This window comes from Maribacter dokdonensis DSW-8 (genome assembly GCF_001447995.1).
In the GTDB taxonomy this organism is placed as follows: domain Bacteria; phylum Bacteroidota; class Bacteroidia; order Flavobacteriales; family Flavobacteriaceae; genus Maribacter; species Maribacter dokdonensis.
In genome coordinates, this window is sequence record NZ_LDPE01000001.1 from 2,053,474 (window position 1) to 2,073,549 (window position 20,076).

Genomic DNA, 20,076 nt, shown 5'->3' on the forward strand with positions numbered 1-20,076 from the left:
TTATTTTATATACCTTTACGTTGCTATTTTACAGTAGCAGACATTTCTTCTCTTGCAGAAAACTTGGCTCTTACCAAATATACTGCATAGACCACACCATAATAGAGATACCGTTTAGACATACGCTTGGGTTCCTTTACTAAACGCCCCAACCACTCTAAGCCTAAATCTCTCCATACTTTACTTGGTCTTTCTACAGTACCTGCATAAAAATCAAAAACAGCACCAATACAGCATATAATTTTAGCATTAAGAAGGTTTTTATGTGCATGGCTCCATTTCTCTTGTTTTGGAGCGGTCATACCAACAAAAAGCACATCAGGATCAAAACTGTTAACCGCCTCGATCATACTTAAATTCTCTTCTTCAGTAAATTGAGGTTTAAAAGGTGGCGCATAACTAGCAAATCTAATATTTGGATATTCGCCTTTTAAACGAGACTCTATTTTAGCCAAGGTATCACTGCTTGCCCCTAAGTAAAAACAAGATCCATGGTTTTCATTTAATAGTTTTAATTGATACTCATGAAAATCTGCTCCTGCTATTTTTTTTATGGAAGCACCATTCAACCATTTTGCAGCTAATGTTATGCCAACACCATCGGGCAGAATAACATCACTACCCAATAACGCTTTTTTAAATTCCGCATCTTCTTCAGCTATACAATAAGAATATTGATTGATCGTATTTACCAATAATTTAGATTTTAAGGGTAAATTATCAAGTGTAGACTTGTATATAGGATAACCAAGGCATAACACATTTGAGTCAACTTCAGTAAGCATCATAAATTTCTAAAAAAGCCCTAATTATAATTTTGTTCATCCTACATGTACACAATATTCGCATCAATCTTCAACAACAATTATAACTATATCGGGGGTTAATGGTTGTTCAGACAAAGATATTTATTTGGCATGCAACCACAGATTACTTCTGTTAACGTGTAGTAAAATATAGTTATAGCGCAGCTTAAAACATATGGCCTTACACTATCAAAAAGATCAATTACCAAACTTGTAGTATTATTCAAACAACTACTGTAAGTCGGTGATGCGCAGAAATTTTTAACTTTTATTAAACGCGCTGAGGACTGCATTTTACATTTTAAAATTTATCTTAGCATTCTTAATCATTTAAGAATTAACACATAAGGGATTCCAAATTTTTATTCTGCTTATATTCCCCCAAATCATATTCTGAATAACAATTTTAAAAGACCTAATTTCTCTTATAGAAATTTTAATGGCTTTCAATTATAAAGACATTAATGAATACTTAAGAATTATGATAAGACCTACTTCATTAAAAAACACATTTTTCTTTTTTGCTACCATACTATTTTATGCATGTCTATTTGAATCTTGTGCCTCTGAAAAAGACCATGTAGAAGATGGGAATACCACGCATGAACAATCAGAAGAACCCAAAATCATCACTTTTAGTTTTTTAACTACAGATAATAATGGCTTAACCACCGATATTGCTGCAACCCTTGATGAAGAAATAAAAACTATCTACGTTGAGCTTGATCCATTAGTGGTAAACATAGGCCAACTAATACCTACCATTACCTTATCATCTGGATCTAAGGTTAGCCCTATATCAAAATCTGAACAAGATTTTAGCCATGAAGTTACCTATACGGTTACTGCAGAAAACGGTACAACAACCGTTTATAAAGTTGTACCGAGTATTATAGGGAATATTTGTACTTCTAATCTAGTTGATTCCGGTCCTATTGTAGTAAGTACGAACAATCAACGCATAGAAAACCTTTATATTAGAACAACTGACCAACATGGTATTGAGATCAACAACCATACAGGTGTGGTAATCTCTAATTGTATTATTGAATACACCGGGGCTTATATGGGAATAAAGTTCACCAGTGCCGATAACCTGACCATAAAAAACTGTTATATAAAATATACCAATGCGCCATCTAGCGGTTCATTAGCGGATTCTGAAAGAAACTGTATTGAAGGTTTAGGTTCGCAAAATATTGTAATTGCCAATGTAAAATTAGAGGACGGGTCAACGGGCATACGTTTGAACCAATGTGATGATTCGGTTTTAAGATATATTGAAGGCCATAATATGAGAGGTCCTTTCCCTAGGGGACAATTAGTACAATACGATAAATGCGCCGGTGGACTTTTAGAGAATTTCTCCGTGATTAATGATCGTGATGTGGCTTGGACAGAAGACAATATAAGTATCTACAAAAGTGGTGGGCAACAGATCAAAAAAGGATTGATCGTTGGCAATAACAGCCCTACTGGTGTTGGTGTGTTATTTGAAGATCAAAATACCGAAGGTGCACGAGGTGGTTACGGCGGACTTGTAGAAGATGTAGATTTTTTGGAAATGGGTAATGGTGTGGTCTCCTCTGTGGAAGGCTCTAAAAATGTGAGTTTTACAAGAATACGAGCCAAACAGATCATTTGTGGCGATTTAGGACAAAACAGGGGAAAATCTACCTCTAACTCATTAATATTCGGTGCTTTTGGCACTACGGCCAATACCGGTGGAAATAGTATAAATGATTGTATCGTGTACAATTCCTGTAACCCCACCAATATTGTTTGGCCAGAACACAATTTTGATGTTATTGACTATAGAACAGATATTGATTTTGAACCTAGAAATCCTATTGTGCTTAATTTCAACTGTGATTAAGGTGGTAATGGCAATTAGACATGTTCAAGGAAAACACCACAACATTACCCTTCAGTAGCATACCCGGGAATTCTTAGAAAGCCCAATATTTTTCTGCGTACTATAGTGTCTTTAAAGAAATATTTAAAATACCTTCTATCTGCCTTTATATCCCTAATAATAAACTTAGGATGCGCTAACGGAAAATCTATTTCCTGTGCTTCATTATATTGTCTAGCATCATTGGCACTAACGGTATGTGTAGCATCTTCACCAAACCCAACATTTTTGATCATATTTTGGTTTGGTATTATTGACAAGCCAGAGTTGACCAGTTTTGTATAGTCCCACTGATAGTCCCACCAAGAGACTTCTTTAGCATTGATCGTTTTTTCTATTTTACTAAGTCGATATTTCTTTTCGATGATATTTGAAAAGTAGTTGTCAAAATAGCCTTTCCTTTTTAGTTCTGGAAAGCTTGAACATTCGTAATCATAGTTTTTCCAGGCTCTTCGCCAACTTGCCCAACCCCACTCATGACTAAAATAAGAGAAGTAATACGAATAATCTGAATCTGAGACATATCCGTTCTGAAAGTTAGACCCCCCAATATGCATAATCTGATTATTGTCTCTATATCTTTCCAATAATTCTGAACAAAACTTGAAAAAACTCAAAGACGGCAAACAATCATCTTCTAGAATAATGCCTTCTTCCTCATTTTCAAAAAACCAATCTATAGCAGTTTTGGGCCCTAATCCACAACCTACATTTTCTTCCCTGAACAACGTTTTAACTTCACAATCCCAATCTACTAAATCTACAATAGCCCTAGTTTCTTTGCATTTTTGATCATCCTTACCATTTTTACGTGGACCATCTGCCGCAACATAGAGTTTTGCTGGCTGGGCTTTCCGTATCATTTCAAAAACCCTTTTCGCCTGTTCCGGCCTATTAAAAATGATAAATAGTACCGGTGCTTGTGCTGTTGCTGTTTTCATTTTAAATAGTCTTCATTTTTAAACAATTGCCAAATGATGGGAAATAAGGTTTTACCCCACAACAGTAAGAATGCCTGTGGTAGGTGAAACGGAAAATGCACCTTAATGAACTTTAAATATTCTTTATACGATAAGCCTATAGGGCTATATAAATATGCTATTCTTTGTTTTAAATTACTTTTTTGACTTAACCAATTTACCCCATGATCATTTTTACAATAACCACAATAAGCACTGGCAACATAGGTAAAAATACCGTTGTCCAAAGCTTTTAAGGTGTAATCAAAATCTGCAATACCGTGCGTATAGGTTTCTGTTAAAGAACCGATAACCTCGTAGACTTCATGAGGTACCAGCATGATATTGGCATTGCCCATTTCGCACTTCTGCGGATATTTATCATTAGGCAATACCATTTTGCTCTTAAACGATAGTTTATTCAAAATTTTATGTCCGCCGTAGGAAACCTTCTTAGTATCTGGATCTAAGGTAGGACCCACGATGATACTTTTAGGTTCGTTTACTTCTTCTAAGTCACTTAACAGTCTGGTCAGTGTATCCTTAAAAACAATAGTATCATCATTTAACAGTAAATAATAATCTGAATGCCTGTCATTATCCCGAGCCGCTTTCCAAGCCGTACGCATGCCACCTGCCCAAAATAAACTACCTGATCCCTGTATGATATGAAGGTTTTTGAAATTACCCTGAAGGTATTCCGTAGTACCATCTGTACTACCATCATCTACCAGGTAAATTTTTAAATAATAACTATCATCATCTAAATCACAGTTTAAAAGCGCCTCTAAACAGCTATACGTTTTCATCTTACGATTATGGCACGTAAGTAAAACCGTTATTAATTTCTTTTCTTTAGTTGACATCATCTCTAAACTTTTTCAACTGTTAAGCTGGTAACTTTCTGTTTTTTCTCATTTCTACATACACTTGGTACGGTGCAACAATTAACCCATTGACATTGGTTACCACAATTGCCATACAGATACCAAAAATTCCATAACCCATTTCTACCGATAGGAAATAAGCTATTGGTACAAAAAATAGGATTACAAAAATGGAAATATAGAATTGTAAATTGACCTTACCCATGCCGTTCAACACACTTATAAATATTTCTGAAAAGCAATTAGACAACACTATTAGAACAACACCCAATGAGGTTATGAACGGTATGGTTATAATATCACCGATCCATAAGTTATAGATAGTAGGCGCCAATAATAATCCAATGATACATCCTACGGCAATAACGCTCCAAATGAGCAATAGCTTTTTTATCAATTTTTTAATCCACGTATAATCATTGTTTACCTGGGCATTGGTAACAGAACTCCACACCGGACTCAATATGATACCAAATATTAAAGAAGCAACGCTAAACAGCTTAAAAGCAATATTGAACTCGGTTACCTTTTCTGGTCTAAAGTATTTACTGATCAAAAAATTACTGGTTTGAAACTGCACCATATATGCAATGTTCAAAAAGAAAAATTTGATCCCTAGAGAAAAGATAGACCCTAAGGTATCTACCGTAGGTTTTTCTATTTTCTGTATTAAATCCGGTCTTTGTACTACAAAGAAATATGCGGTAAAGAGAAATATAGAAAGTACATTACTACCCATGACCACAAAACCTAAATTAAATAAGGAAGGCTCAGAAAATTCCCTTAAATACAGAATACCAATTAAGCCAAGCACATTGCCCAATAAGATAGTCCTGGCAATCATTGCAGGCTTTTGCAGGGCAAATTGGATAGGGTTATATATTTGAAAAATAAACTGTAAGCTAAAAAAGGATATTAAAAGAAAAACCAACTGTTGCAGTTCTGAACGGTATGACGCATCTACTCCTAAAAATTCATCCCATTTTAACTGATCTGTAAATATGACATTTAAGATAAATATGACAGTAGAGATCAATATTAATACGGCTGCAGTGGTATGAACCAGTTTTCGCTGCTCTTTGATATCATCCAGAGCTACGGCTTCTGAAAATTTATTGCGTAGACCGTTACCAAAACCAATATCCAACAAGGTAAACCATGTTAACACAGAACTAAGCGTTAACCAAATACCGTATCGTTCAGCGTTGACAAAATTTATAACCAAAGGAACAAACAAAAAGTTTATAGCCGTACCCAAGCCTCTTAAAATCAACGAAGAAAAAACATTCTTAATCAACAGATTAGTCCTAGAATTTCCTTGAAAATAAGACTGTATGATTACCTTAATGGAGTTAAACCTTTTGATCATTATATTGTGTTAGGTCTTTTTAATGGTAGGTACTTTGACCTATAATCAAATGACAAAGCTGTAAAATCTTGTTTTTTAAATGTGGGCAAAAATATAAATATGACACAAATAGGTAGCATTAGTATGGGTTCACCAAAGCTTAATATCAGTAAAATTAATATGGAATAACATACGTATTCGGTTTTTCTTAAATACCCCCGGCATAACTTACCATATCTATAGAGTAAAACCATAAGCCCAACCAAACCGAACTTAGTTATAAAGTCCATAATACCGTTAGAGATATTAACATTAAACTCATTAATATAGTACTCATCATATTGATTACTGACCCCTAAAAAAAGTTTCCAGTTAAACTGTTCGTAAAGAAAAATTACACTTGCAAAACGGTTTAAGGGTATTTGCCTTTCTACATCTTCATAATACACCGATAATTGCTCCAACTCTTTTAAATCACGTATATCTTGCTCATAAATCTCAACCACCTTCTCCCCTAAAAAAGGTACGTTGGGAATGGCCAATGCAAATATGACCGCAAAAATTATGATGGTAATCTTACTGCCCCTGCTCAATACACGATACCGAAGAAAATACAATATAAACGCACCTAAATATGCCGTGGTAGATACCGTTGTTAAAATGGCCAAGGTGATTATCAATGCCTCTTTGTTCAGTTTAAAATCATTGATTAAAAAATTGAACATTAATGCCAAAGTCAAAAACGAACCAAAAGCGCCAGGCTCCCAACAAAATCCGGAATTTCTATAGTAATGGATATCATCAAAAGTGAAAAATACAAAATTGGTATATCTAAAAGAGCCGTCATCTACCGTTAAACTTTCGAACGTAGTACCTATTGCCTTTACAATTGCGCCATTTTGAAACAATTGAATACTATAAAACACCAGGGAGACTATGGCTAAATGCGAAATTACCTTTACCAAATAATACAAAGCCTTTTCTCGTAGTATCACACAAAACAAATAGGCCGTAAATGCAAATTTGAAAAAATAGAATACATCGCTTGCAAAATAATCCGCAGGTAGTTTATTCAGTTTGAATCGAACGGCGATATATAGAAAGTACACTGCCAGGAAAGTCAAGAAATACTGAATATCGCGCTTTTTAACCTTCTTCAATCGAAACGCAACGATAATCATAAAAACCTCAAGCCCAAACCAAGCTGAATTATAATCAACTAAAAAATTGGCTTTAGAAGAAAACAACAAGAAAAGTAAAACTACAAGGTAGTATATATTCATTTTGGCCCTTACTTTATTCTAATTTTGGTAGGTCGTTTATTAATTGTTCGTAACATCGTTAAAAACAACCATAGGATTTTTAAACTTCTTATTGCGCTTAGCTTCTTCCAAGATTGCCAGATCATCTAAATGGGTATAATTCTCACGAACCATAAAAACACAACAATCCGAAAATTTAGAAAGGGCAAGCGTATCTGCCAATGTGCCAATTGGGGCGGAGTCTATGACAATATAATCGAAGTCATTTCTTAACTGCTCCATAAATTGAACCATTTGCACTGAATTAAAAGATTCTAGTCCGTCTACTTTTTCGGAACCCAACCCTATGGCAAACAAATTGTCATTGTTATTTACCGGTACCAGCAAATCGTTGATAGTAATAGTACGGGTTCCTGGCGATAGGTAATTTGAAATACCAATTTCTGAATTAGCAGCTCCCAATGCCCCCATTAATTCTGGATTGTGCTTATCTAATTCTAAAATCACGACTTTAGAGTTTGAAGAAGCCAGTGCCACCCCAATATTTGAGGAAAAGAAAGTTTTTCCCTCCCCCTCTTGGGCAGAAGTAACCAAAATAGTTTGCATCTTCTTTTTAGGTAGATGAAAACTCATATTCATACGCATCATTCTAAAATCTTGAGCCAATCTACTACTCTCCTCTCCCTTTTCAATAAGATTTTTACCTGATGCATTATGTGTTATTTCACCTATTAAAGGCACACTAATTCTTTTCTGAACATCTTTCTTATCGGCAACTTTAGTATTTAATCCATCCTTTAAATGAACAATACCTACAGGAACGGCAAGACCCAATAACAGGGATACCAACATGAATAGTTTTTTACTAGGAGATTTAGACTCAAAATCAGTAATAGCCTTATCGATTACGGTAAAGTTATCTTGCCTAACACCAACCATTAAAGCCGCCTCTTCCCTCTTTTGTAATAAGTACAAAAACAAGTTTTCCTTAATACCCTGCTCTCTACTAATTTCCAATAATTGCCTTTGCATTGATGGTATTCTTTGCTTTTTGGCTGCAAATTGATTGGACCTACTTCTAATACTACCTATAGTACTTCTTAAACTTTGCCTAGATGTAGAAAGGCTACCAAGAATATTTCCTTTCAGCTGCTGTAACTGATCCCTAATATCGATCATACGCGGGTTGTTCTCAGGAACCGTTCTTTGCAGACTTTTGCGCTCTATCTGTAATCTATTATAATTATCTATTAAATACACCAGATTAGGGCTTGATACACTTAAAGAATTTAAAGTAGATTCATTATCCCCATTTCTTAAATTACGGTCTATAGCACTTAAAACTTTTAGTTCTATTTCAGCTTCGGTCAGTTTTCTACTATAATCTATTTCTTGCTCCGAAAATGAATTTGCATCGAACTCTACATTAGCCAGTTCATTTTCTGTTTTGAACTGGGCAACATTTTTTTCTACCTCACTAAGCTCTACAGATAATGCATTTAAACGCTCATCAATAAACTTTACGTTATTTAAAGCCATGGCATTTTTCTCTTGATATGCCTTTATACCATATATCTCAACCAATGTATTTATGATATCCTCGCCTTTCTGAGGATTTTGCTCTTTTAAAACAATGTTGATAACAGAAGCATCTTTATTGATTACATACACACTCAATGCTTTTTTCACATAATCGTGTGCCATCTCATCTATATCCCTAAATTCCAATAAAAATTCAGTACCCTTTACGTTGGACTTTTCATTGGGCACAATCTTAAAAGTTCCATACGGTTTTTCAATTTTGTAACCATAATTATATCTATTATAACCATAACTTGAGCTAATAGAATTTGCTGCATCTAAGTCCCCTTCAAAATCTTCCGATATACTAAAACTATCTTTTCCTTCTAACTTAATTTTAATAGAAGTATCATAAGCCGATGGATATAAGGTGTCTACGACAATTTTAAACGGCAACTCTGAACCATATAGTTCCGTTTCAGAAAAAGTCTCTGGAGTACTAACTTTACACTGCAAGGACAAACTATCTAAAACAGAACGCATTAAATGCACAGAAGTTAACACCTCAATTTCATTGTTAACCCGCTCTGAATTACTAAACGGATTGTTGCTGACCATGTTATTACCAGAGGCATCTATATTAGAGGTTTCATTTTTCAATAAGATCTTACTAGAAACCTCATATGAAGAGTTTATAAACTGCAGGGCAAGAGCCGCCAAGCCAATAAAAATCAGAAGAAACAATAGAAATAGTTTCCATGATTTCAGGTATTTGCCCAACAATGCCTTTACATCAAAATTTTCTTCATTATCAGAAGAAGATAGCCTTGAGTCAAAATATTCCTTTTCAGTCATTGTATTCAATTTATCGGGATAAATAAGCCTGACTATGAACAGTCCTTAGCTTAAGAATTTTTTAATTGTATGGATTGATTAAAAGCTGGCAATAGAAATTACCGCCAATGACAACGAACCTAATATTACCGAGAACCATTGCGTAGCATTAGAAGTATTTCTAACCTTTCTATCATTTGGTTGTACGTAAACAATATCATTTGGTCGTAGATAATAGTTTGGTGAAGTAAATAATTCATCTGAAGTAAGATCTATTCTTCTAGTACTTTTAATACCGTCTTCCTCACTTATTAATAATACATTATTTCTTTGGGCATATATTGTCATGTCACCCGCCATACCCAAAGCTTCTAGAAGTGTAACTTTTTCATTTGGTATGGTAAAAACCGCAGGTTGATTTACTTCTCCTAAAACAGAAACTTTAAAGTTCATAAAGCGTATATCAACTATTGGCTCCATCAACAATCTTTTAGATATCAACTCTTCTCTTATATATTCTCTCAGTTCTTTCTTTGTAAGACCGGCTACCGCTATTTTGCCCAAAACCGGGAATCTTATAAATCCATCTTGATCGATCAAATAACCAGGAGTTTGTATACCGCCTACGTTATTGGCAATATTGAACATCTCGGTTACCTCAGCATTTAAACTGGTAATATTGATACTCAACAAATCATTCTTTTGCAAAATGGGCTCTAAGGGCTCATAATATGATGCAAATGTATTATTACCTACTTCATTGAAATAAGATGATTTTTTAGCGCTACCACACGATGTCAATTGCAATGCCACAACAAGCAACATTGAAATTTTCAGCAAATAAGATTTAGTGTTGTGAAAGTTAATTGGGGAAATACTAGTTTTCATAAATTAATTGTTTGCAGCTTATAGTTACTGTAAATGGTGAACATCAAAATTAATTGAAAGAGAAAATTGAACGACATTAATTCCGACATCCTAGTTTATATAATCGTCGTAATTAAGATAACAGGCCATTTTACCCATTGTTAGCGGAAAAATTTAAAAAAAATTAGGCACTTCATCGTATTTACATGGTCTTACAACAATTCACCGAATAGTTTTGAAGAAATTGGAACCCATAAAATCCGCTATTTTTTCTGGGCTTACATGAGTAATCTCCGTACTGGAAAATTCATTTAAATGCTGTGTAGCAATATGGCATTTATATTCTGCAGTAAGATCAATTTCTTCTAAGTAAAATATTTCTTCACCTATTGTAGATGATCCGTCAATAATTTCAATAGAATCCAAAGCTACATTCAAACCGGTTCCATAAGCTTTTAAAACTGCTTCCTTCTGTGTCCAAAATTCAAAAAACTTTTCTTGCACATGTAAAGAACCAACCATATTGTCATATTCCGATTTTGAGAATTGTAATCTAAAATCATTTATATCTACATTACTTATTTTCTCTACATCTACACCTATACCTCCATGAGACGTAAATGCACAAACTATAAAATCATTTGAATGGGAGATGTTAAACTGAACCTCAGAATTATCTAAAAAAGGTCGTTTATCTTTAGAATATTCAATGGCAATATCATCGACATTAATGTTATAGAATTTTTGTAAACCATATGCCAACAACAGTCTGCCTAAAATAGTAGACTTAGCATCTTGCCATCTTTTATATTTCGAATATTTAAGCACAAATTCTTCAGGAAATTTCTCTTGTGCCTGCGCAAAGAAAATTTCATTGTCAATAGGTGTTAAGCTAGTACATAAAAGATGTGTCATCTAAACAGGTAAACAATATTCCCAAACCATTCTATATCTCTAAATATCAATTTTTAAATAGCCATTTTCTTTTGTGGCATCTGCTACGTACCATGCTGGCTGCCCATTCTCATCTCTACCTAAACGAGCACCTGGCACAGGTGGTGTGTTCAATCTCTCAAAAGAATTTTGCATTGTAACGGCATGCCCATTGGTTTCCTTTTTTAATATCCCAACAGTTACCAATTCATCAATGGAATCTAAAAGTGTTTTCTTCAAAAAGTCCACATCCTCATTGGTATATGCCGTTGTTAAAAAGCAAGGGAAGCCATCCCAAATATGTATCCCTTTCTCTCGCATAATTACAAACAGTAATTCCGAATACGGAATTTCTTTCTTAAACTTTATCCTCCATAAAGACCCAAAATAATTGATCTCTAATGGCAGCCCTTTTTTAGCAAAATTTTCATTTAAACTAACCACCATTTGTTCAGTCATGGCAGAAACATTTGCCTGCAAACTTGGTCCTTGTTCTTTCATATGGAGCAAAGCCGCCTTTGCAGAGGCTAATGCCAAAGGATGGCGAACAAAAGTACCGGCAAAATAAGTAACCCCAACTTCTGGGTAAGAATCATCTCCATACTGCCAAAAGCCGCCATCAAGTGCATCCATATACTCTTTTTTACCCAATATAGCACCGATGGATACACCACCACCTATGACCTTACCATAGGTTGCAATATCCGCCTTAACATCAAAAAGGGCCTGGGCACCACCCGGATGCATTCTAAAACCGGTAATAACCTCATCAAAAATAAATGGTATTTCTTCGGCTGCAGTTATTTCCCTTACTTGCTTTATAAATTCTATGGGTTGAAATTCCGGTCTACGGCTCTGTACCGGTTCTACAAGAACGGCCGCCACTTCATGTGCTCTATCTTTAATAATCTGCAAGCTTTCCTCAGTACCGTAATCAAGGATCAACATATTTTGAACCGCTTCTGGTAGTATCCCTGCTGCAGCCGGAAAAGTTTTCTTTTTCTGGGTTCCCCTTACGATACCCTCATCATTAATTCCGTGGTAAGACCCCGTAAAAGCAATAATAAGCGAACGCCCGGTTACGGTACGTGCAATCCTCATGGCACCCAATACAGCTTCTGACCCTGTATTACATAAAGCAGCCCTGTCATGACCTGTAAACTCTAAAAGTAAATCACACACTTCACCAGCCAACGGATGTTGCGGCCCAACTTCATATCCTAGATCCACTTGTTTGTGCATTGCCTCTTTAATAAAATCTGGCTGGTACCCAAAGAAACACGAACCAAACCCGTTCAAAGCATCTATATACCGGTTGCCGTCTAGGTCCCAAAGTCTATTTCCCTGAGATTTACCGATCACTATGGGATATACCAAATCTTTGGTCAATGGTTTGAAACCCGACACCACTCTTGGATCTGCCATTTTTGCCCTGTGATTCTGGGCATAATTTTTACTGCCAATGGTTTTCTTGTTATATCTAGCAGTCAATTCATTTAAGTATTGAGACTGAGCTTGATCTAAACCGGTTGTTTGCTTTTCTATTCTTGGTGAAGCTCCAAACGGTTTTTTATGTTCTTGTTTTTCCTGTTCCGTACGTATATCCATACTACTTGCACCATTGACCTTTTCTGGTTGTTGAGGAGCACTTGGCGCAACACTTGGTTGTACAGTAGCTACCGATCCACCTTGTAAAAGCTGTAATTGCTTGCTAAGCAGTTGAAGTTGCTCCCCAATTAGACCAATAGCCGTTTGGTTACCAGCAGCGGTAGCATATTGGGCTGCGTTATTTTCTTGAACCTGATGTACTGCAACTGTAGGCTGTTGAACCACTTGTGGTTGTGGCTTTAGAACTTCTTCAGGTAAATTAGCATCTAAATAGCTTGCTAAAAGTTCTGGTGTATTAATATCCTCATTAAGCTGTCTAAATGTAATTGGAATTTTAAATTCTCTCTTACAAGTAATAGCCATTTGAGTAAGGATAAGGGAATCTAACCCTAGTTCTAAAAAGCTTAGATTTTTGTCATTGGCTTCAATTTCAATACCATAATTGTTTGAAACTAACTCCGAAATTTTATTTAAAATGGTCACGTTTCTCATTGGTGTAACGCTTTTTGGTTTTTCTGTTAAGGTCTGTATTGTTGGATTGGTATGAACACTAGTCCTTTCAATTTTTGATTGAGTGACAATAGGGTCTATCCAACATGGTTTTCGGTCAAACACATAGGTAGGCAATCTTAATCTATGTCTGCCCTGTTTGTCATAAAAACTAGTCCAATCTATGGTTATACCCGTTAACCATAATTGTCCTAAGGCATTAAGTACGCCGTGGTAATTATTTTCATTGGTTTTAGGCACCGGTAATGAAGCTATAGACTTAATTTTTCTTGCCTGTTTGTTCTGACGACTTAGCGTAGTAAGAGTATTACCCGGACCTACTTCTAACAATACCACATCTTCTAATTTCACTAAGGTATCCATAGCATTAGAAAATTTTACGGTATCGCGTAAATGATTGGTCCAATATATGGGATCCAGGGCCTCCTCATTGGTCAGCCAAGTACCTGTTACCGTAGATACTATGGGTATCTTTGGAATATTTAAATCGATATTTTCGACAATAGCGCCGAACTCCTCTAAAATAGGGTTCATCATTGCGGAATGAAAAGCATGGCTTGTAGCTATTAATCTATAAGGCAAATTTTCTTCCTTAAGTACCTCTGCAAATTTTTCAATTTCATTATCCTCACCAGAAACTACACAAAGTTTATGGGAATTAACAGCGGCTACAGATAAGGTTTTTGGCAATATTTTATGGAGCGATTCTTCATCTATACGAACGGTGAGCATACTACCTTTAGGAAGTGTACTTACCAAAATACCCCTCAAGGAAACCAGTTTTAATGCATCTTCCAAGCTAAAAATGCCAGCCAGATGAGCCCCAACAAACTCCCCTAAACTATGACCGCAAATTACGGTAGGTTGAATTCCCCAACTAATCCATAATTGAGATAGTGCATATTCTATGGTAAACAACGCCGGCTGTGTAAACCGTGTATCGCGAAGCTTATTTTCCGCTTCCTCGTTTAAAGATTCCGGGAAAATTATTTTTCTGATATCCAACTTTAGGGTGTCCAGCAACAAGTTGGCACATTTATCCACAGCATCTTTAAATACACCTTCGCTACTATACAACTCCTTGCCCATGTTCAAAAACTGGGAACCTTGCCCTGGAAATAAGAACGCCACTTCATTAGCAACTGCCCTAACTACTGACGATTGTGCTGTTTTATTATCTTTATCAAACAGTACATCTGAAGCCTCTTTAGTGTTCGATGCCAATATAAACCTTCTAGTACCAAAACTAGCTTTAGTAGTACTCAGCGTATAAGCCACATCTGCTAAATTCTCCTCTTTATCAGCATCAAAATGAGCTTTCAAGGCACTTTCATAACCCTCTAAACTTGTATTCGTTTTTGCGGAAATAGGTAAAAGCTGTACCGGTCTTTGTTGCACAGGCTCTTTTACCTTCATCTCATATTCTTCTAATACCACGTGTACATTGGTACCTCCAACGCCAAAAGAACTTACCCCGGCTCTTCTCGGACCTTCTACGTCCCATGAAGCCAAAGTATTGTTTACATAAAACGGACTATTATCAAAATCTATTACCGGGTTAGGTTTTTCATACCCTAAAGAAGGTGGTAATTGTTTATGGTTAAAGGCCAATATCGTTTTAATCAAACCAGTTACACCTGCCGCAGCGGTAAGGTGGCCCATATTACTTTTTACCGAACCTAGTCCACAATAGTTTTTCTTGGATTGCTCGCCAAAGGCAAGGTTGAGTCCGTCCATCTCAATAGGATCTCCTAAAGGCGTGGCCGTACCATGAGCCTCTACATAGCTAATGGTTGCAGGTGAAATACCGGCATCATTAATAGCGCTCCTAATAGCGTTGGCCTGCCCTTCTGCGCTAGGAGCCGTAAAGCTACCCTTGCCACCGCCATCATTGTTAATACCTACACCCTTAATCACTCCATATATAAAATCCCCATCCTTTTTAGCTTCCTCCAAATCCTTTAAAACAACCACTCCTGCACCATCGCTGAACACGGTTCCTTTTGCTTGAGAATCAAAAGGTCTACAATGACCGTCTGTACTGAGCATTGATCCTTCTTGATACAAATGACCACTATTAATTGGTGCCGTTATACTAGAGCCCCCAGCGAGAGCAACCTCACAATGTCCATTTCTAATAGCTTCGACCGCTTCGGCTATAGCCAGCAAAGATGTGGAGCATGCGGATTGTACACTTACCGCCGGACCTTTTAAATCTAAATGATAAGCCGTTCTTGATGATATATAGTCCTTTTCATTTACCGTATCCAGTTGTAGCTGACCAACGGACTCTATCAATTCATGGTTCGGTAAAATGTTCTTTTGATAATACGTATTGGTACCCGTACCGGCATAGACCCCAACCCTACCGTTATAATGTTCCGGAAGATGACCAGACTCTTCAAGTGCTTCCCATGCAAGCTCTAAAAACAAACGTTGCTGAGGATCCATGGCCGCCGCATGTTTAGGCGTTAAGCCAAAGAAACGCGCATCGAACATTTTAACAGAAGGCACTACACCTCTTGCAGCTACGTACAAGCTATCATTTCTTAAGGTTTCAGGAATACTTTGGTCCAATTCTTCTTTGGTGAAAAATGAAATAGTTTCCTTTCCATTTTTTAAGACCTCCCAAAATTCATCAATATTCTTGGCTCCGGGAAATCTGCCCGTCATACCAATAACGGCAACATCGTTAGATGAAGCATTATTTTTCTCTTTTCGCTTATTGGATAATATAGCTGGTTCTTTGTCGCCTTCTATAAATTTTACAAGTGCTGCAATGGTCGTATGTTGATAGAGCTTGGTTACCGGAATTCTCTTGTTCAGGGTTTTCATAATGGCATTTACGACTTTTTGTGCCATGAGCGAGGTACCGCCCATTTCAAAAAAGTTATCATCAACACCAATACCGGAAAGTTTTAATTCCTTTTCCCAAATAGCAGCTATACTCTTCTCTACCTTGGTACGTGGTTTTTTAAAGATCACATCTGAATTTGACCTTAGATACCCGGGAGCCGGTAGCTTTTCCTTATCAATTTTCCCATTAGAGTTTGTAGAAAACTCATCTACCCACATTAAAAAAGTGGGGACCATAAATTCTGGTAACTTGTTGACAAGCGCTAGTCTAATACCGGTCATTTCAGGTTTCTCACCAACAGCCTGCATATATGCTACCAATCTGGTTTCACCTTCCTCATTTGTATTTGGCAACACCACAGTACGTTCAATACCGTCTAAAGCATTAATGGTAGATTCTATTTCCCCTAATTCTATACGGTGTCCACGAATTTTAACTTGATGGTCAATTCTGCCAATATATTCTAGAGTACCATTTGAAAGTCTTCTTACCAAATCTCCCGAGCGATACATTTTTTGCCCAGGTTCAAAAGGATTCGCAATAAACTTTTCACTGGTCAATTCCGATCTATTTAAATAACCTCTTGCCAATCCAAGACCTGAAATGCACAGTTCACCTATAACCCCTACAGGTTGTAACTGGTTTTTGGTATTCACTACATGTGAAGTTAACGATGACACACAATTACCAATATTGGAAACATTGGTTCTTACATCCTCATCATCAATGATTTTAAATGTTGTAAATATGGTAGTTTCGGTAATACCGTAGCCGTTTACAAATTGAATACCCGGAAATTTACGGTACCATTTTTCTAAATATTTTGGAAACAATGCCTCACCACCAAAAATGACGTATCGCAATTTCAGATCGATATCACCTGAAGGTAAGCTACCCATGATATTTAAAAATGATGATGGTGTTTGGTTCAGAATGGTCACCTTTTCTTTTATGAGCAAGGACATAAATTCAAAAGGATCCTTGATCACTTCACTGGAAGGAATTATCAATTTACCCCCAAACAACAACGCTCCGTAAATCTCCCAAACAGAAAAATCAAAACAGTACGAATGGAACATGGTCCAAACATCGTTCTCATTGAAATCATAGAAAGGATCATCATTAACAAATAAACTAACGATATTTCTATGTTCTAACATGACACCTTTAGGATTACCTGTAGTTCCTGAAGTGTAAATGATATAAATCAAGTCGTTAGGCAATAGCACTATACCTGTTAATGGGGCAGTTGTAAAACTAGCTTTAGTTGCCTTGAACTCTTCAATTGCTGCGGCATCTACCGTTATATTGCAATTGCTATCGTTTTTAATATATTCTTTGCGTTTTTCTGGGTAGTTTGGGTCAACAGGCACGTATGCGGCACCAGTTTTCATAATCCCCATCATACCAATAATTAGCCATTCACTCCTATCTAGAATCAAGCAAGCCAGGTCCCTTGGTTTAACCCTTTTTTTTTGAATTAAATAATTTGCAAATTGATTGGACAGCTCATCTAACTCCCTGTACGTTATTGTATGCTCCTCAAAGGCTACAGCTATACGATCTGGAGTTTTTAGAGCCTGCTCCTTAAGCAAATCAACCACGGTTTTATCCGTTGGATAGTCTACGGTAGGTGTATTGAATTCAGTTAACAATATTTCACGCTCCTTATCTAAAAGAAAATCTATACTTCCTATTTCAGAAGTTGAATTTTCCATTAATGGAGAAATGATGCTCATATAATGCATCATAAACTGTTCAATAAAACTATTTTCAAATACCGCATCATTATATACGACATCTAACCTAATAGTATCAGCATTAATCTCAAGATTAATTTCCAAATTAGATTTGACATATACTTCACCTATCCTTTTAATCTCATTGAACGTATCAATATCATTAGAGACAGAAGTATCATCAGTCTTTCTAGCGTTAATGGAAAGCACGACATCTTGTAGTGCATTGTGACCATTGGTATCGATTAAATTAAAATCTACCAATAACTTTTCAGAAGGATAAAAATTTTCTTGATTTAGCGATAACCTTTCAGTAGTGTCTTTATTTACCCTATTAAAGTTATATTCAGCCTCAATGATATTTCTAAATAAAGATAGATTTTGATCTAACAATAGTCCAAAAGCAATATCATTCTGATTTGTATACCTATGAAAGAGTACAGCTAATGCAGAAATTGCAAAAGTCGTTATTTCATTAGGGGAAGAAGTATTTGATTTCAAATTACCAGACAACTGTTCAGAAAAATAAGTACGCAACAAAACCCCTTTTGAAGCGGTATCGTTTACTTTTAAATTTCTATTGGGCAAGTCAAGCAATTTTATGTCGTCTGACAATAAATTTTCCCAATAGATTTTAGCGCTACTGGAAACAGCCCCTTTATTTTTGGCATTCATATTTTACTTAATGCTATAATTATCTACTAAGTTCGAGTACTTATCAAATTGCAAATGCCCAAAACATACTGCATGGATTATTGAATAGGTTAAAAGAAAATTGTTTTGTGCTAAAAGCTTCAACAAGCATACCTATTTTTATAAAATATTTGAATGTATCATTGAACATTATAATAGTAGTAAAATTAGTGAATCTATTGTATAAATAAGATTTCAGCTAACAGCAATCAATGAACCATTTCAATCAAAATTAGATTACAAGCAATTGATTATCAATCAATTAAAAAATTATACGTCATCTACAACTGAAACATAAATTATTTCATTCCTATAATTTCATCGAATAAAAAAAGACGTTCTTCGATATACAATTTCACCCAAATATGACTAGGTAGATGAACTGTGTTATATTTAAGATAATCGGCGATTTCAAATAGATATATTGTTTATTTTCACAAGTAAATTATAACAAGGTTAAAATGAAAGGAAAGCTTATACATCTCATAGGTGACTTACTCATATTGTTGATGCCAAAAAAAGCTAAGAAACTTGCAAAAACCGGCATGACAATTACCGATAGAAATAAAATTACCCTAATTGAGCTTTTTATGCGTAAGTCGCTATTAAAAAAAGTAGAGGATAAATCAGACTACAACACACTATCAGAATTTCATAAGGCATATTGGAAAAACAAAGGAGATGACTTCTTTACGGCCACCGATGACTCCTTTGAAAAAAACTTCTTACCCGAATGTTCTTTTATGTTTGACCTTTTAAAGAACAAATTATCTATAGAAGAGGAAGGTTTTAATACCCTAGTGGAGATTGGAACCGGCAACGGAAAAGTTTTAAATTATTTAAGCGAACAATTTCCACAAATAGACAGGTTCGTAGGTATTGACCTAAGTGAAAATCAAATAATTAGAAACCAAAAAACATACAGCAGGAACCAAAAACTTGAGTTTGTTGCCTGCGATGCTTTTGATTGGGTAAACACGTATGCCAATAAGAATATGATTTTTGTAACTTCTAGAGGTGTACTTGAATACTTTACCGAAAGTAAGCTCCTAGACTTTTTACAACAGATAAATAGATTAGGAAACACCATTTTTATAGCTATTGAGCCTAATGGAGTTAACCATGACCTTAATGCTAATACCGGTTCAGAGCCATATGGGTATGAGCGTTCATTTTCCCACAATTACAAGGTGCTTTTTAAGAAAGCTGGTTTTACATTATGGCATAGCTCAATAAAAGACAGCACCCTTGATCACTATTTTAGTTATATGGGTGCTGATAATTATAGTAAAAAAGCTGTAATGGTAGCCTTAAGATAGTCTGGTATGGCTATCATT

At 35.7% G+C, this 20,076-nt stretch carries 11 protein-coding genes; 2 read left to right on the forward strand and 9 right to left on the reverse strand.

Translation table 11 applies throughout. The features are described from left to right. Positions 1 to 23 precede the first annotated feature (23 nt). Positions 24 to 788, reverse strand: a complete 765-nt coding sequence (locus I600_RS08920) for a WecB/TagA/CpsF family glycosyltransferase (protein ID WP_157490857.1) — start codon at positions 786 to 788, stop codon at positions 24 to 26. Between the two features lie 499 nt (positions 789 to 1,287). Here I600_RS08920 and I600_RS08925 point away from each other — a divergent pair, with 499 nt between their 5' ends. Next, positions 1,288 to 2,682, forward strand: a complete 1,395-nt coding sequence (locus tag I600_RS08925; RefSeq protein ID WP_209439180.1) for a right-handed parallel beta-helix repeat-containing protein — start codon at positions 1,288 to 1,290, stop codon at positions 2,680 to 2,682. Between the two features lie 44 nt (positions 2,683 to 2,726). Here the strand turns inward: I600_RS08925 and I600_RS08930 are convergent, their stop codons facing one another. From I600_RS08930 to I600_RS08965, 8 genes are all read right to left on the reverse strand, one after another. Beyond that, positions 2,727 to 3,662, reverse strand: a complete 936-nt coding sequence (locus I600_RS08930; RefSeq protein ID WP_058104086.1) for a hypothetical protein — start codon at positions 3,660 to 3,662, stop codon at positions 2,727 to 2,729. After that, positions 3,659 to 4,549 carry a glycosyltransferase family 2 protein gene (locus I600_RS08935; protein ID WP_082642918.1) on the reverse strand — a complete coding sequence of 297 codons (891 nt, stop codon included), beginning with the start codon at positions 4,547 to 4,549 and terminating at the stop codon, positions 3,659 to 3,661. The genes I600_RS08930 and I600_RS08935 overlap by 4 nt, the downstream gene beginning before the upstream one ends. A gap of 19 nt (positions 4,550 to 4,568) precedes the next feature. Further along, positions 4,569 to 5,936, reverse strand: a complete 1,368-nt coding sequence (locus I600_RS08940) for a lipopolysaccharide biosynthesis protein (RefSeq protein WP_058104088.1) — start codon at positions 5,934 to 5,936, stop codon at positions 4,569 to 4,571. Beyond that, positions 5,936 to 7,198, reverse strand: a complete 1,263-nt coding sequence (locus I600_RS08945; protein ID WP_058104089.1) for a hypothetical protein — start codon at positions 7,196 to 7,198, stop codon at positions 5,936 to 5,938. Before I600_RS08945 ends, I600_RS08940 begins: the two co-directional genes overlap by 1 nt. A gap of 39 nt (positions 7,199 to 7,237) precedes the next feature. Further along, entirely contained in the window at positions 7,238 to 9,553 is a 2,316-nt protein-coding gene (locus tag I600_RS08950; RefSeq protein ID WP_058104090.1) for a GumC family protein, read from the reverse strand. Between the two features lie 78 nt (positions 9,554 to 9,631). After that, positions 9,632 to 10,420, reverse strand: a complete 789-nt coding sequence (locus I600_RS08955) for a polysaccharide biosynthesis/export family protein (protein ID WP_082642919.1) — start codon at positions 10,418 to 10,420, stop codon at positions 9,632 to 9,634. Between the two features lie 201 nt (positions 10,421 to 10,621). After that, positions 10,622 to 11,314 carry a 4'-phosphopantetheinyl transferase family protein gene (locus tag I600_RS08960; protein ID WP_058104091.1) on the reverse strand — a complete coding sequence of 231 codons (693 nt, stop codon included), beginning with the start codon at positions 11,312 to 11,314 and terminating at the stop codon, positions 10,622 to 10,624. Between the two features lie 39 nt (positions 11,315 to 11,353). Further along, positions 11,354 to 18,721 (reverse strand): polyketide synthase, encoded by a 7,368-nt coding sequence (locus I600_RS08965; protein ID WP_209439181.1) that lies wholly within the window; start codon positions 18,719 to 18,721, stop codon positions 11,354 to 11,356. 479 nt (positions 18,722 to 19,200) lie between these two features. Between I600_RS08965 and I600_RS08970 the strand changes: the two genes are divergently transcribed. Next, entirely contained in the window at positions 19,201 to 20,058 is an 858-nt protein-coding gene (locus tag I600_RS08970; RefSeq protein ID WP_058104092.1) for a class I SAM-dependent methyltransferase, read from the forward strand. Positions 20,059 to 20,076 lie beyond the last annotated feature (18 nt).

What these genes read in the sequence shown, in the direction of transcription:
- I600_RS08935 (WP_082642918.1), bottom strand. Translation starts at nt 4,549, where the DNA reads ATGATGTCAACTAAAGAAAAGAAATTAATAACGGTTTTACTTACGTGC.
- I600_RS08955 (WP_082642919.1), bottom strand. Translation starts at nt 10,420, where the DNA reads ATGAAAACTAGTATTTCCCCAATTAACTTTCACAACACTAAATCTTAT.
- I600_RS08945 (WP_058104089.1), bottom strand. Translation starts at nt 7,198, where the DNA reads ATGAATATATACTACCTTGTAGTTTTACTTTTCTTGTTGTTTTCTTCT.
- I600_RS08960 (WP_058104091.1), bottom strand. Translation starts at nt 11,314, where the DNA reads ATGACACATCTTTTATGTACTAGCTTAACACCTATTGACAATGAAATT.
- I600_RS08925 (WP_209439180.1), top strand. Translation starts at nt 1,288, where the DNA reads ATGATAAGACCTACTTCATTAAAAAACACATTTTTCTTTTTTGCTACC.
- I600_RS08970 (WP_058104092.1), top strand. Translation starts at nt 19,201, where the DNA reads ATGAAAGGAAAGCTTATACATCTCATAGGTGACTTACTCATATTGTTG.
- I600_RS08965 (WP_209439181.1), bottom strand. Translation starts at nt 18,721, where the DNA reads ATGAATGCCAAAAATAAAGGGGCTGTTTCCAGTAGCGCTAAAATCTAT.
- I600_RS08920 (WP_157490857.1), bottom strand. Translation starts at nt 788, where the DNA reads ATGATGCTTACTGAAGTTGACTCAAATGTGTTATGCCTTGGTTATCCT.
- I600_RS08930 (WP_058104086.1), bottom strand. Translation starts at nt 3,662, where the DNA reads ATGAAAACAGCAACAGCACAAGCACCGGTACTATTTATCATTTTTAAT.
- I600_RS08950 (WP_058104090.1), bottom strand. Translation starts at nt 9,553, where the DNA reads ATGACTGAAAAGGAATATTTTGACTCAAGGCTATCTTCTTCTGATAAT.
- I600_RS08940 (WP_058104088.1), bottom strand. Translation starts at nt 5,936, where the DNA reads ATGATCAAAAGGTTTAACTCCATTAAGGTAATCATACAGTCTTATTTT.